Source organism: Sphingopyxis sp. C-1 (assembly GCF_001047015.1).
Lineage (GTDB): Bacteria > Pseudomonadota > Alphaproteobacteria > Sphingomonadales > Sphingomonadaceae > Sphingopyxis.
Genome location: NZ_BBRO01000001.1, coordinates 529,896 through 544,327, shown reverse-complemented (window position 1 = coordinate 544,327; position 14,432 = coordinate 529,896). Strand labels below are relative to the sequence as shown.

Sequence of the window (14,432 nt, the reverse complement as noted above, 5' to 3'; positions counted from 1 at the left end):
GACCGGCGCTCGTGCCCGAATGATCGCGACAGCGGACGCCCCGCGTCGCGATCACCGCCTCGGCAAGTCGATCCGATCAGCCCTTTTTGGGAGCGTCCCCGGCCCCGTCGGCATATTTGATCGAGCAGCCATAGGGCTGCGCAAATGCCGTCGCGACAGGCCGCCCTGCCGCGTGGTCGTCGAGCGCCGCGCGGACAAAATTCTTCGCACCCTGCAGATCCTCGACCTTGTTGGTCGGCTTGTCATCGATGCCGCCGGCATAAATGATCCGCCCCTCGCCATCGATCACGCGCATGTCGGGCGTCGTCTTTGCGCCATAGGCCTTACCCGTCGCGCCGGTCGGATCGAGGAGGAGATGGGTGAAGCTCGCGTTGAAACGCTGCCCCCAGTTCTTCGCACGCTCGCCCTCGACAAAGCCCTGTTCGCCGGGCGCCGACGAAATGATCGTCAGCCAGACGACGCCGTCCGCAACCGCTTGCTTCTGCAACGCCTGCATCGCGCCGCTATAATGTTTCTTCACATAGGGGCAGTCCTCGTTCGTCCATTCGAGTACCACGGTCTTGCCGCGAAAGTCGGCCAGCGAGACTTGCTTGCCATTGGCGTCGGCGAGTTGAAAGGCGGGCGCGATCTGACCGCCGGCGGCCTCCACCTTTTCCTTCCCTGCGGGCGCTTCGGCTGTTTTTTCCGCGGGCTGTCCGCAACCGGCGAGCATCAGCGCCGACGCAGCGGCGATCGAAAGCAATGCATGTTTCACGGCTATTCTCCTCTCGGTCATCATCAAGTTCAACCTTTCGCCCCAGCCCGCTTCACCGCATCGGCGACGATGCCCGGCGTCAAGAGCTGCGGCAATATTTCGGGCTCCGCCTTGCCCGGCGAATAGACGAGATAAAGCGGGACGCCGGAACGGCCGAAGCGTTCGAGTTCGCGCGCGATCAGGTCGTCGCGCCGCGTCCAGTCAGCAACCATGTAAACCGCCTCGTTGCCGGCAAACAATGCCCGCGTTCCCTCATTCGCGAGCGCGGCACGCTCGTTGACCTTGCAGGTGACGCACCAGTCGGCGGTGAAGTTCACGAAAACGACCTTGCCCTCCGTCCGCGCGGCAGCGACGGCGTCCTGCGACCAGGCCGTCTGCGACGCGGTTTGCGAACTCGCGGCCTCATTGTCTGGCGTTAGCGACGCGGCCGACACCGTGAGGGTCGCCGCCACCAACAACGCCAATGTCGACGCAGCAGTCGTAGCAATCGCGCGTCGTCCCGACATTCGCGCGACCTGCCGCCAACCCCACAGGGTCAGCGCGAATGCCAAAAGGAGACCAGCGGCAAGGATCAATGCCAGCGCTTCGCCGCTCGTCTGGCGCGCGAACACCCAGACCAGCCACAGGGCGGCGCCGTACATCGGAAAGGCGAGGATCGATTTGAGGCGGTCCATCCACGGGCCGGGTTTTGGAAAGCGTCCGAGCAGGCCGGGCGACAGGCTGATGATCAGATAGGGAAGCGCCAGGCCCAGCCCGAGCATCGCGAAAACGGCCAGCGCCATCGGTGCCGGCATGACGAGCGCCGCGCCGAGCGCAAATGCCATAAAGGGCGCGGTACAGGGGGCCGCCACGACCACCGCGAGAACGCCGGTGAAAAACGCGCCGGACCCGCCGGGTAGCCGCGTCAGTCCACCACCCGTTCCACTTCCCGAAAGGGCAATCTCGAACACCCCCGAAAGGTTGAGGCCGACTGCCAGCATCAGCAGCGCAAGCGCCGCGGTGACCGCCGGGTTCTGGAGCTGGAAGCCCCAACCCGCTGCCTCGCCCGCCGCGCGGAGCGCGAGCAGAACGCCGGCAAGCAGAATGAATGTCGTCAACACGCCGAGGAGGAAAGCGATACCGTCGCGCCGGGCCTCGCGCGGCGCATGTGCGGTGGCCGACAGCGATGCGGCCTTCATCGCCAGGATCGGGAATACGCAGGGCATGAGATTGAGGATGAGGCCGCCGATTAGCGCAAACAGCGCGGCTTGGCCAAAGAAGAGGAGGCTGGTTTCTGTGCTTACTGCGGGAGGCGCCCGCGCATCTGCGACGATTTCCCACGCTCCGCCCGATGTCGCAATCACCCCTCGCACTGGCTTCGCAAGGCCGCTCGCGAGTATGGCGCCCCCGGCCTTCATCCGGAGGATAAGGTCATCGCCTTTCCCTTCGGCGCGCTGATCGGCGGGATGTTCGACGATGCCGCCCTCGAAGGGAAAGAAATAGGCATCCCCGCCGCCCGCACCACGCAAAGTCGGACCGCGCAAGGTGAGGACAAGATCGGCACCATCGCGCGAAATATGCGCATCGATGTCAGCGGCGCGCGGAGCAGCATTGACGACGCGTTCGAGAGCGGCCCCATCGGCGCCGGCCAGCGGAGACGTCCCGTCGCGGATCGCAAGGTCGAGGCTCACCGTCCGCTCGTCGGGAACGCACATGTCCTCGCTGCAGACCATCGATAGGACCTTGACGCTGAGCGGCACGATCGACCCGGCTTTTGCCGTGCGCGGTACCTCGATCGGGACGGGCAGATAGACCTGCCGCGAATAGCCGTAGTTCATCAGCCCCTTGACCGGCTGGCGTTCGGGGAGCGGCCACAGGATCGGCCCGGCGGAGACGCCGGCCGGAAGCGTCCAGGTCAATTCGGTCGCACCGCCCGAATCCCCCGGATTGCGCCAATATGTATGCCAGCCGGGCGCGATGTCCTGTCGGACGGCGACGATCGCCGTCGACCCGGGGGCCGCCCATTGGTGCATCGGGGCGAGCGAGACTTCGACATTCGGCGAAAACATCGTCTGCGCCGAGCTTGTCGCCGCGCCGGTTACCGCGATGAGCAATGCAAACAGGATAAGGCGGAACGAAGCGATCATGGACAGACCCGTCGAAAAATTTCGGACGCGACACGCCGGTCTGCCGCGCGGGGGAAAGGAGCATCACGATTTTGTCGCAACATTATGGCAGAGGCAAATCTATCCGCGCTGCCGCCACCAAAGCCGTCGCCAGGCCAGCCCGAACCAGCTTGATCAGCAATTGTCCGGTTGCACTAACGATGACCCGCTCCCTTGGATATCTCCAAGTTTGCATCGAACGAAAGTTGCATACCGTGGACTTAACGTGCCACCGTTTGATCAAACCGTGGACCTACCCTCCTCGGACAACTGTTGCGCATTCACGCGCCTAACCACGATCGACGACAGTATGCCTCGCGTCAGCGGGTCAGAGCTTGCGGCAGGAATCTTGCTTCGGTTGCTGATCGGCAAAAGCCGGCTTCGCATAGCCAGGGCATGTCAGCGCGCACTGCATCCCAATACGCTGTCCGGGCGGGCACTCCTCGACGCGCCGCAAGTTCGGCCACCGAAATGCAGCGCGCGGCGAGATCCAACGTCCACTGAATATCGACTGTTTTCGCGCGGCAACCCTTTTCAGTTTCCACTGGCGCGAACAATTTAGTGCCCTGCCTAGGACCTATGTTGAGGGCCTCCATCGCATCTTTCTTCGACATCATTTTAGCGAAGGCAAATCGCCTGACCGCACTGGCGTTGAAGGTGAGTTCGGAGACGCTCGCTACATCCGTAACTCGAATGCAAATGCGCCTAACCAACGAATCCGGCCCTGTTTTAATCTGATATGGTATGCGTTTCTCGAGCAGTTCGGCTATCACTGGTCCCCACGGTTTGAGCCGTCCACCCACAGATTTCATTGCCTGAGCAAGCGTTATGCTGGAAGCGCGAGAAAGGTCAGTCTGTCGATCCCTTAGTGTTCTCTCTAGCTCCATGAACGATGCTGCCGTGCTCTGATGCATCTTGTAGCGCTCCAAGAAAAACGGATGCTCGTGAAGTTCGATCAGTTTCATGTCGGCAAGCTGTTCAACCCCGTGATGGGAGATTCCGAGGTGAGAGGCGATGGAGGCGAACCCCTGCCGGCCAGCGATGCCAACAGCAAGCTGATCGAGTTCAGCACGATCGAAGACAGGTTGGAGACGATAGCCGTTAAGAACGAGCCGTGATCGAAGAGCCTGTTGGCGCCTTAGCGTTGCCACTTCTTGGGTCCCGAGTCCTAACATGGACGCAGCACGCTTGATCGAACAGGTTGAGGAGGAGATCGCTTGGGCATTAGGTCCGAGCAAGTCGATCGCGTCGCGCACCCCAGTGGCAAGACCCACCAACGCGGCAGACCGGGTCGTCTGGGATTTCATTTTGAGGAACCGCACAGTTCTCCCTCGATTTCCATCACCGCGTCCGGGCCCGCGCGACAGCACTTGGGTCAACGCAAAGTCTTGGAAGCGGCCCGGCCATCCCTTCATCAAATCCCATGCTTGAACCAGAGCTTCGCACGCTTGCACGGGATCAGACCGATGTAATCCGCTGCGGATGTCGGTCAGCGTGGGATTAACAACCGGAACAAGTTGGATCAGAAGGTCAACGGCAAGCTGTCCGCCATCGGATGCAATTGCGGGGGGCAGCAACGCGAGGGAAGCGCTTCGCATTTTAGGTTGAAATAACCCAGCGACAGGCCTGAGTGCGTTCAGCAGAGTTGGTGAGATCGCGTCCACTTGAGCATTAGACAGGTCGGCCATGCAATGTTCGCAGGTCGCTATTCCAAGTGGGCGCTGCCATCCGACACGACGATTACTGCAGTTCGCATCATGACATCGAGTTTGTAACGGCTGGCCCGTCTCTAAGCAGACGGGAAAGAGGCGAAGGTCCCAAAGCGCGCGGTGATATTCTCCGTTTGGCAAGCAGAATGCTGCAGGAGCGTAGCGGCGTGCGAGCCCTTCGATCATGGTGGCTGGCACGAGCAATCCATAAAAGGCTCGTTGCCCATTGGTGACGTTGTCACCATTAACCTGCGGCGTGGCCCGCCAGTCCAATTCCTGAGGATCAACCTCCATTTCTTTTGCCAGCCAACGGATATTCGCTGCGGATGCGCCAGCTGCCGTGTGCCTGAGGTAACTTCTGACTCCCGCGGCGCGAGTAAGGTCGAGCATACGATCCACCCAAGCCGTGGCCGCCCAGCGAGCTACCGCACCATTGAAGGATTCACCTTCAATGAATGCGAACCCTTGTTCTGGCTGTGCTTGCGAACTCACAGCTCGCCCTCACCGTGATTGGAACCGTTCGCGGCTCGCCTGCGCGGGCCAGAACTAAATTTGGCCTTTCCGAATTCCTCAAAACTCGATCCTGTCGGACTGGTATTTTCGGTGGCATCCATGTCCGATAATGACGTAACGAATGGATTATAACTGATGCGCTGGTTGCCAATTGACCATTCCTGAACCGCGTCGCGCAGATCATCCTGAGTGATAGCGTCGTTACCATCGCGCGTAATCATTATGACAGCGGTCTCGACTATTCGGCTAAACTGACCGATAAGACCGTTTGACGCTTCGAGTAGCCTTTGCGCGGTGGCCCACTCCCCCAGTCCTGACTTGAACTTGGTGATATTAGCGTCAACCAGTGCCTGATCGAATGCGTCAGCAAACGCCACGAATTCTTCTCGGTCTGTTGCCCAACGAAGCGGTGGAATTTGGACTGGTGCATCCAAGCGGTTCATCAAATCGGGGCAGGACTTAAACACATTAATGGCGTCCCTTTTGCCAAGGAATGCCACGCCACAATCTCCGCTATCCATTATGTCCAGGATTTTGCCAGCGATTGAGGGGCTAATTGTGGGGCGACGACCCGCGCGCTGGAACTCATCGAAGATTAGGAGAGAAACGCCGTGGGAACGGATCGCGTGGCGGGCCCTGTCCCAACGTTTATCGGGCGCCAAGGCGTCTGGCCGCTTTTCCCCAAGTGCCTTCAGTATATCCGCCGCAACGGAACCGATTGTGCCGTCAGTGTCGATCCGGCAATAGGCGACGGGCGTAATGCCATCATGTTCACTGCCACATTTGGCGCGCTTCTGCACGTAACTGATAGCGCCTACGCTCTTTCCCGAGAAGCTTTCGGCAAGCAGGTGAACCGCTGGCTGCGGAAGCTTAGCTTTGCGCAGCAGACGCGCGCCGTCGAGTATTTCGTCGAATGCGTCCTCCAACTCCACTTGCGGGCCATATTCCACACGGATGGAGCGAACTGCCAAGCGGCGTTCCGCGATAAGCTGACGAACGGTTTTCCTACGGTTTCGATTATTGGGTAAGCTGGTTGCATTCAGGTTTCCGGCGACCGCAAGGTCTCGAATCTGCTGCTCGTCGTGATCGGGATCGTCGCGAAAATCTTCAATCTGATAGGTCATGAACATGCCCTTTTTTGGTGCCCCCGCCCGCAACCGGTGCGGGCGGGTGCGTGAATTATCCGCGAGCGTTGCGGCGGCGGCTTCGGGTCGCGGTTGCCGACGTATTCTGGTCAAACGGAACTTCGGACTTGCGCGGTGCGCCGAGCGCGCGCCGGTCCCCCTTCCCTGTGCGAGGCCGCGCGGCAGAAACACCGGGGCGTGGCGCCAAGATTTCTTGATCAAGCATCGTTAGTGCTGAGACATCATGGGCTATAAAGTCGTCGGTAGTGGCCGATCGCGCAAAATCGGTGTCGAGATGGACAATATTGCCGGTAATCGCGCGAACCCGCGGAATATCGTAGAGTCGAGCCAGCGTTAATCGTTCGCGATGCTTGGCACCCGGTTTGATCGCTCGAATGGCCGCAATCCGACGTGCGCGAGATTCTAGCCGCTCTGCCTCGGTATTAAAGCCCTTGGGGGTGATTTCGTCGTCCTCGGTCTCGGCGATGCGTTTGAGTTCGGCATCTGCCTTTTGAGGCGTGGATTTGCGGCGAGAAACTGCGGATGATTTGGGGGCGCCAGTGGCATCCGCTTTGGCCAGTTCCACCAGTTCTTTGTGAAACCAGAGAGGCATGCCATCGGCATAGGTCTCGTCAGCGCATTTGAGGTCTACGTAGGTTTTTGTCGTCTTGTCCCACACGTGGATGACGGCAATGTTATCTGGATCGAACTTAATCTTGGTATGGATCGTTGCATCGACGCGTTTTTGGCGTCGAGGTTCAAAGCGCAGACAGTTGTTGATCAGGCGCGGCACGCCAATGGCGCAGTGATACCGAAGGCCATTAAATACGCGCACCCCGCTTTTCGTGACCTTTACGTTCGACTTGGTCTCGAAGGTTTCAAGGCGGAATCGGCGAAGATCAGCCATCACGTCGATGCCGTGGCGGTTTGCTGACCGCTGCCATAAAAGAGCAGGCTGCAGATTGTTGATGCCCTCGTGCGGGTCAACGTGAAATTCCGCCGCCGTCTTGTTTGCGAGCGCTTCCAACTCATTCATGGTGGCCACCGCCTTGTCTGCGGCATCGTGACCAGAGCGGTCTGTCTCAGCGATAGGTCGGGTCGCGCCCGGCAGGTGCTCGAGCATGCGACGCTGGAAAGTGCCGATCGCCCGCTCGCCGATTGCGCGGTAGCGAGGCTTCTTTATCGGACAGAAACGCACGGAGAATGATCCGCACTTCGCTGCGTCCTCGAGGCCATGACCGGTGAACTCTCTTGCGTTATCAAGGATCAGCTCTGTCGGTTTCCCACAAATACGTTTGAGAATGGGATATCTAGCGGCATCCGCAGCTGGAGGCCGTTTCGGAAGGTTCATGCGGCGAAGGCACTCACATACCGTCCAGTAGCTGGGTGGGCGAAAGGTTATGACCCAAGCAACGATAGCTCGGCTATAAACATCGATTGCCAATGTCAGCCAAGGACGGCCGGCGACAACATCGCGCTCTAGGTCAACGACGACGAACGCGTCCAAAGGAGTGTGATCGATGATCACTTTTTCAAGAATTCGGCTCGCCCTGAGCGGCTTCCCGCCCCCGCGCATCGCGCTTTCCACCATCTGCTTGCCATCGCGCTCTGCAACGAATTCTGACCCATCGATTGCAATGCAGTCGCGACGAAAAGTAGCATAGCTGAAAAGCGGGTATGGAGTTTCGGGCTTCCCATACAGCGCGCTGCGCCCCTCATTCACCTCTATCAACTCTGCTTGGGCGAGCGAAAATGCCGCTTTCATGTTGATTCTGTCGTTGGCTGCCATCGCAACCATTGCGTGTTTGTTGCGGATCTCTTTTGGTATCTCGGCGTCGTGGGGCCTGCGCGCAACGTTACCACTGAGGCGGACAAGCAAGCGCAAATCGCGGGCACCTGGTTTGCCGCTCTTCATCCGCCAGCGCTTTATGTTCTCGGGACGATCGGGGTCGCCAAACTGCTCCTGCAGTTCCTCCCTCCAGTGTTCAGCCAGACCTTTCGCAATGGCGAGCACACCGTTTTTTACGCCTTTAGAGTCGAGCAATTCGACCTGTGCAATAACCTTGCGAATGCCCGGATCGAACACTTCTAGATCCGACAGGTCCCATTCGGCTCTCGTGGCGAGCGCCCTCGACGCGAGGACATTCTGCGCGAACTTGACCTCGATACGATCGTCGATGAGAAGGCGATCGAAATCGTCATGAGTGGGCATCATAGTGCCGCCGTTGCCATCTGGCACAAGGAACGGCTGGCCGGTGTGACAATCGATGATTGTAAGTCGGCCAGGTATATGCTGGACGGGCGGTCGATGTGGGCGGCCGTCAATCTCAATGATTGTGCCGACGGGATAATTATACTCGGGCAAAGGCAGATCGTTCACGCTATTTCTCCTCGTGAGGAGAGCGTGCGTCAGCATGTCGCCGACCGCAGGCACGATCTCGAATGAACCGAGCCTGCAAACCCGGAACGGGACGCCAAATGACGCCACGATTTCTGAGGGTCGCCACCCACGGGTGGCATCGGGATCAAGTCACACAGTGAATCCGATCAATGGATGCAGAGCGGTGTTCGGTTTGTGAGTAATGGGCGCAGGTCTATTTCGACCCGGCGCAGGACCGTGAGTCCCTGGATTATGGCGGCGCCCCGGGTGGGACATTGCGGATCGATGACCCGGGCAAGCTCGCCATATGTTGTGCTTGGGCCATTCTGAATGCCAAATGCCTCGAAGCGGCGCATGTGCTCTGGCCGAATGTTCACGAACCGGCGTGCTGCGAAGAGTTCGAGGTTATCCCGGTGAAAGCGATCGGCAACGATCTCGTGCGCCATGACAAGGCGAAAGCGGATCCCTACGCGGCGGCAAATCTCATCAGCCCCTGCAAGCTTGAGTCGGTAGCGTTCGTCTTCAAGCTGGCGTTCGTCACGCTTAATTTCCCACAATTCATCAGGAGCGTTGAACCGCCGAACAAGCAAATCCGGATACCACTCAAACCACTCATTGCCGATTGGAAACCGAAGAAGGCAAGGCTCGGACTGAGCCCACTCCACCGTAAAATCACATTCCATTGCGAGGAGAGCGAAGCGCTGGGCAGTCCCCTCCCAGTGTTGCAATCGACCCCGCTTACGAGACGGCCACCAGCCATTCTCGTGCGCCCGATCGCCGGAGCGGGTGCGGATCGAGCCCCCATTGGCCTCCATGATTATCTCGCCCATGCTCGTCAGACGTTCATCTGCGACGGGCAAGTCAACTCGCGGGACCAACCGGGTGCGATCGGGCACGAACGATACATCTCGCAGCCGACGATGGATTTCAACTCCGCGCACGACCTTCTGCGAGAGCGGTATTTTAATCCGCTCACCGGCTTCCCCACCAACAGGATGGAATGCGAACGGTCCGTCAACGCTGCCAACAATTGCGCTCATGAGCGGGGCCCTCCGGCTTTGTAAACAATCCGAAACCACGAGGTTCGGCATCTGGGACGACGTCGCGTCCATGAACGGCGACGCCGCTCATCCAAATTCTGATTGTCACATTGAGCCGCATCGTGATCGAAACCTTCCACGGCAAAATTTCCCGCTTCGTGCGTTTCGACTGGGTCGGCGCTTCTGCTTGCTTCATCGCGGTCAGGTTGAAGGGATGAGATTTCGCAAATTTGACGGGACATGATTGAACCTCCGAGCTGAGTTCATTCTTATATGTAAATCCCGTTCTTATCTGTCAATCAAAATCCCATTCTCATCTGTAAATTGGTTTGCAGCGCCGAAATTTCAATGTATCACCCGTAGGGTGTTTCGCAGTGAGCCCGATGGCAGCAAAATCTTGGATTTGAATTTGAGCGGTCAGAATCAGGAAACCTCAGAAGGCGCTTTCCCCGAATCACTCTCCGATTCGGATCTCGCGGTCTGGACCGCGATGACGCCAGCGCAGCGCACGAGAGCGCGCCGACGGTTGGAAGCCATTCTTGCTTGGCAGGCTGGCGACATAACTTTGGGATCGGCGCTCGAAGCGTCCGGCCTTAGCCGCACCCGCTTCTATACGATATCGGCGGAATTCCGCGAATCGAGAACTCTGGCGTCACTGGGCGCGTTCGCCGGGTCCCCGGCATCGCGCCAGCGCTTGGACCCAGAGGCAATAAATGCACTACAGGCTGTGGTCGCTGACGTGGTTGCGATGAATGACGGCGCGAGCGTCAGTGAACTCGTCCGCTTACTGGTCGACGCCGCCGATATCGATGAGCAAAAGCTCCCTGGGTCGACCCGCTTGCGCAGCATCGTGGAGACAGAATTGCGCCGCAAGCAGGCGACCGGACAGGCCGGACATGCAGTTAAGCTGGGACTATCTGCAATCAATCTCCCGCGGGCGGACGGACGACCTCACATTCTTTTCACGTTGATCGACGAGGGCACCCAACTGATCCTCGGCGCATGGACAGGCGGCACAACCAACGAAATTGAAGGCTATCGGCAAGCTGCTCGGAACGCGATCGAGCGGATTGAAGGCATGTTGTCCGAGTTAAAATGGGCCGACCGGCTGACTAGGATCGACATTGAGGTGGGGGACGACCGCGAGCGGTCTGCTGCGTTTCGGTCGCGGCTAATAGAGGCTGATCTCGGTGCAGGAATTAACATCGCGCCCACCCGCTACGGACGCTACTTCCGGAAGCTCGTCGGACCCCGCATTGGTCGCATCGAGATTACTCCTGGACGAACTGAAAAGGGTCAGGCTTCTCCTGACAATGGCGACATGACCCCTTGGACCGATGATGCCGCGCGCACGGCGCTAACCATTGCGGTCGAGCAACACAACACCGACATTTTGGGAAGATTGGGTCAATATTCCGGGCGTTCGGTGATGCCGGACGGCTTGGCAAAGGCGCTCCGCGTTCTCGCTACATGATAACGTCGAACTCCGATTGGCCTCGAAGACAAGTATATCTGACGTTAATGCGCAGGCACGCCGACGAGCGGTTGCTCCTATCTGTCAATATGGTGCCAACGAAAACCTGACTGGGGCCATGCAGATGGATGCATTATGGGAAAGCACTGCATTTTCTATGATTTCCATTGCATTCTCAACAGGCAGCGGCTCGTCATGACGGGTAATTACCCGCTTGGTCGCAGGGCGCGCCATTCCGCGTTGATGGATGACAGCAAGTGGGCCAAGTGAGCCCCCGAACGCCTTCGACAATTCTCGTTGGACTGAGCGATTGTAGGATCTTGTGCTGCCGAGGCCCGCGCGCGCGAGAGCCTCACTGCCGACGCGGCGATCATCGGGATCAAGTAGAAGCTCCCGTGCCTCGCTATCGGACGAACTGACACCGGCCAGCCTGTCGATCAGGTCATTTACCGACGGCGGCGACAATGGATCTGCTGAGATTCCGTGCGCTACCACGATACGCTCTGGGAGTAGAACCGCGGTGAGAAGGGTGGGCATATCATCGGAGCCGGCTGCGGTAATTGGAATATGAAACCACATACGACCAACCACGATGCGAGGAGGCCCCGCCGCTGGCGCCGCTGTTCCAGCTCGAGCGGCCTTTATGTAGTTATTGATTGTCGATCGAGCTGGCGGTGAGATACCTGCTTCAGCGCATCGCTTTTCGATTTGGGGAGCAATCAGCGCAAGACTTGCAGTCGGACCAGCCTCGGCCAGCAGTTCTTGGGCAATCGAGACGGCGCGCTGATCGACATTATACTTTCGGTTAGCCGGACCGCGCTTCCCTACGACCAGCAGGCTGGCGTCCTGATGGTCCCGCCATACTCGCGCTAAGCGACAAAACTGGCTTCGACTGAGACCGATCGAGGCCGCGATACGCAAGGTATCATTTGACGACGGGTTGGGAAGGCTCAGGTATTCGTTCAGAGCAGCAACACGGCGGCGAGCTTCAGGAACGCGCAGCGGGTCGATCCCCGAGAAGTCGGGTGTATTCATTTTTTCATGTCCTTTTTTGGATTTATTCGAATTTTGCGAAACGTCTTCGCGGTCAATGCACTGACGCCGACGATCGCCGTCCAGATTGCGCCGATGCGGCAAGTGCAGTTGGCACCTGTGGGTGTTTGACCATGCGCCAGCTGCATGGCGGACGGAGGCAGAGCACTAGATCGGGCCACCAAATCTCCATGTAGTGACCCAACCGGCACGGAATGCTGTCAGATATTGGGGCGATCCCGCATGGTGTTCGTTGCAAGCCGATTCCTACTGTGGCATCGTTCTTCATGTGTTCTGAGGGAGTGCTATGGCGGACGGCAGCGCCATTGAATGGACAGATGCGACGTGGAACCCCGTGACAGGTTGCACGCAAATTTCTGCTGGGTGCGACAATTGTTATGCCAAACGCTTCTCGGAGAGGTTCCGAGGAGTGCCCAACCATCCGTTCGAAGCAGGTTTTGACCTTACCCTAAGGCCAGAACGAATTGCTCAGCCGTTGGCGTGGCGTCGGCCGCGTATGATCTTTGTGAATTCGATGAGCGACCTGTTTCATAAGCAGGTGCCCCGTGGCTTTATCGACAAGGTCTTCGCCACGATGGAAAGGGCCGATTGGCATACGTTCCAGGTCCTGACGAAACGTAGTTCGTTGATGCGGGACTATCTGAAGTCTCGTTACGGGGAACGGTCGGCGCCCGAGCACATTTGGCTCGGCACGTCCGTCGAGGATGCGAAGGCTAAGTCGCGAATCCAGCATATACGCCAAGCACCGGCATCCGTTCGCTTTCTATCGATAGAGCCGCTGATCGCCCCCGTCGGCAGAATGGACCTTTCGGGCATTCACTGGGTAATCGTCGGCGGCGAGAGCGGGCCTGGCGCACGGCCGATGAATCCTGAATGGGTTCGGGAAATTCAGCGACAGTGCGAAGAGCAGCATGTCGCCTTCTTCTTTAAGCAATGGGGCGGCATCAGACCAAAGACCGGTGGGCGCGAGCTCGATGGCCGGGAATGGAACGAGATGCCGATCTTGGCGGCGGCATGATCGATATCGAAGTCCCGCCGCACTATGCCGGTCGCGAGCAGGCCTTCGTCAAACACCATTTCCTGCGTAACTACCTCGAGCGCCTGATTCATAAGATTGCCAGCGCTTACGACGAAGTCGTCTATGTCGATGGCTATTCGGGACCGTGGAAGAGCGGAGGCGAGGCTTACGCAGATACTTCGTTCGGCATCGCACTGCAGAGCATGACCGATGCTCGTCAATCTTGGCTGGATATGCCCCAGCATTGGCGCAACGTCAGGATGACGGCTCATTTGGTCGAGAAGCAGACACAGCCATTTGCTGAACTCGAAACGATTGGAACGCTTTTTCCTCACGCCACCGTCCACCCCTATCGCGGCGATTTCCTCAATGTTGCCCCACAGATCGCGGCGCGGATTCCCAGCCGGGCGTTCACCTTTTCACTCATCGATCCCAAGGGCTTCAAGCTCGATCTCGAAGCGCTTCGCCCGTTGCTGGCCCGTCCCCAGAGCGAGGTCGTGTTCAATTTCATGTTTGACTTCGCCAACAGGTTCACGACGCTTGCAAGCCTGGGCGACGTCTACGACCGCCTTCTCCCGGGTATCGATTGGAGGCCACGCATAGCATCTGCTGACGCCGCGGGGCCGACCGAGCGTAAGGCTGCCTTCCTTGCATGCTTCAAAGAGGCGGTGAAATTGGTAGGCGGCTATAAATATGTCGCTGATGTCGACATCCGCTACCCTGGCACCAACCGCACTTTCTACTTCCTAGTTTATGGCACGCGTGAACCGCCGGGCATCGCCGTCTTTCGGGACTGTCAGATCAAGGCGCTGGAAGCGCAGTCGATGATTTCGGGACAGCGATCGCTTCAAAGGCGGGAAACGGCCGGACAAGGCTCGCTATTCGACAGCAGCTGGGAAACTGCGCCCGTGACCCATCGCCAGTTCCTCGACGACCAGCGTCAGGCTGCTAAGCAATCGTTGCTTCATATCGCAGAAACGGAGCCCGGAAGCCGGTGGGGTAAGGTCTGGCCCCGACTGCTAGCGGACCACGCTATCCGCAAGACCGATGCAGGCGCAATCGCCGCCGCGTTGAAAAAGTCAGGCGAAATTGGGTTCACCGGATGGGCGGCAAATAAACGCGTCCCGTCAGACGACTATCAGCTATTGGCCACCTAGGCGTGTGGTGTGCGGACGATCCAGTTATTTTTCCAGTCCACTGAAACACTCAGGGCAGAGTATCTT

The 14,432-nt window shown here is 58.7% G+C and carries 11 protein-coding genes; 3 read left to right on the top strand and 8 right to left on the bottom strand.

What is annotated here, in order from left to right; translation table 11 throughout:
- Window positions 1-76 precede the first annotated feature (76 nt).
- The 6 genes from SC1_RS02470 to SC1_RS02440 form a co-directional block, all read right to left on the bottom strand.
- Entirely contained in the window at window positions 77-754 is a 678-nt protein-coding gene (locus SC1_RS02470; RefSeq protein WP_202966774.1) for a thioredoxin family protein, read from the bottom strand.
- Window positions 755-783: 29 nt separating this feature from the next.
- Window positions 784-2,880 (bottom strand): protein-disulfide reductase DsbD, encoded by a 2,097-nt coding sequence (locus tag SC1_RS02465; RefSeq protein WP_062177133.1) that lies wholly within the window; start codon window positions 2,878-2,880, stop codon window positions 784-786.
- A gap of 338 nt (window positions 2,881-3,218) precedes the next feature.
- On the bottom strand, window positions 3,219-5,099 hold the full coding sequence (locus SC1_RS21765; protein WP_152682271.1) for a hypothetical protein: 1,881 nt from the start codon (window positions 5,097-5,099) through the stop codon (window positions 3,219-3,221).
- Window positions 5,096-6,244, bottom strand: a complete 1,149-nt coding sequence (locus SC1_RS02455) for a TniB family NTP-binding protein (RefSeq protein ID WP_169799615.1) — start codon at window positions 6,242-6,244, stop codon at window positions 5,096-5,098. Before SC1_RS02455 ends, SC1_RS21765 begins: the two co-directional genes overlap by 4 nt.
- Window positions 6,245-6,299: 55 nt before the next feature.
- Window positions 6,300-8,624 (bottom strand): DDE-type integrase/transposase/recombinase, encoded by a 2,325-nt coding sequence (locus SC1_RS02450; RefSeq protein ID WP_193749085.1) that lies wholly within the window; start codon window positions 8,622-8,624, stop codon window positions 6,300-6,302.
- Between the two features lie 167 nt (window positions 8,625-8,791).
- On the bottom strand, window positions 8,792-9,664 hold the full coding sequence (locus SC1_RS02440; RefSeq protein WP_152682270.1) for a hypothetical protein: 873 nt from the start codon (window positions 9,662-9,664) through the stop codon (window positions 8,792-8,794).
- A 364-nt stretch (window positions 9,665-10,028) separates the two neighbouring features.
- Between SC1_RS02440 and SC1_RS02435 the strand changes: the two genes are divergently transcribed.
- The gene (locus SC1_RS02435) at window positions 10,029-11,138 is read left to right on the top strand and encodes a hypothetical protein (protein ID WP_062177117.1); all 1,110 of its coding nucleotides are present in this window, start codon (window positions 10,029-10,031) and stop codon (window positions 11,136-11,138) included.
- An 84-nt stretch (window positions 11,139-11,222) separates the two neighbouring features.
- Here the strand turns inward: SC1_RS02435 and SC1_RS21760 are convergent, their stop codons facing one another.
- Together SC1_RS21760 and SC1_RS22360 are read right to left on the bottom strand one after the other, a co-directional pair.
- On the bottom strand, window positions 11,223-12,173 hold the full coding sequence (locus SC1_RS21760; protein WP_152682268.1) for a hypothetical protein: 951 nt from the start codon (window positions 12,171-12,173) through the stop codon (window positions 11,223-11,225).
- A complete protein-coding gene (locus tag SC1_RS22360; protein ID WP_156001357.1) occupies window positions 12,170-12,319 on the bottom strand; it encodes a hypothetical protein in 150 nt (49 codons plus the stop codon). Before SC1_RS22360 ends, SC1_RS21760 begins: the two co-directional genes overlap by 4 nt.
- 158 nt (window positions 12,320-12,477) lie before the next feature.
- On the opposite strand from SC1_RS22360, the gene SC1_RS02430 reads away from it, so the two are divergent.
- Both SC1_RS02430 and tcmP read left to right on the top strand, forming a co-directional pair.
- A complete protein-coding gene (locus SC1_RS02430; RefSeq protein WP_062177114.1) occupies window positions 12,478-13,209 on the top strand; it encodes a DUF5131 family protein in 732 nt (243 codons plus the stop codon).
- On the top strand, window positions 13,206-14,366 hold the full coding sequence (tcmP, locus tag SC1_RS02425) for a three-Cys-motif partner protein TcmP (protein WP_193749084.1): 1,161 nt from the start codon (window positions 13,206-13,208) through the stop codon (window positions 14,364-14,366). The genes SC1_RS02430 and tcmP overlap by 4 nt, the downstream gene beginning before the upstream one ends.
- The last annotated feature ends 66 nt before the right edge of the window (window positions 14,367-14,432 follow it).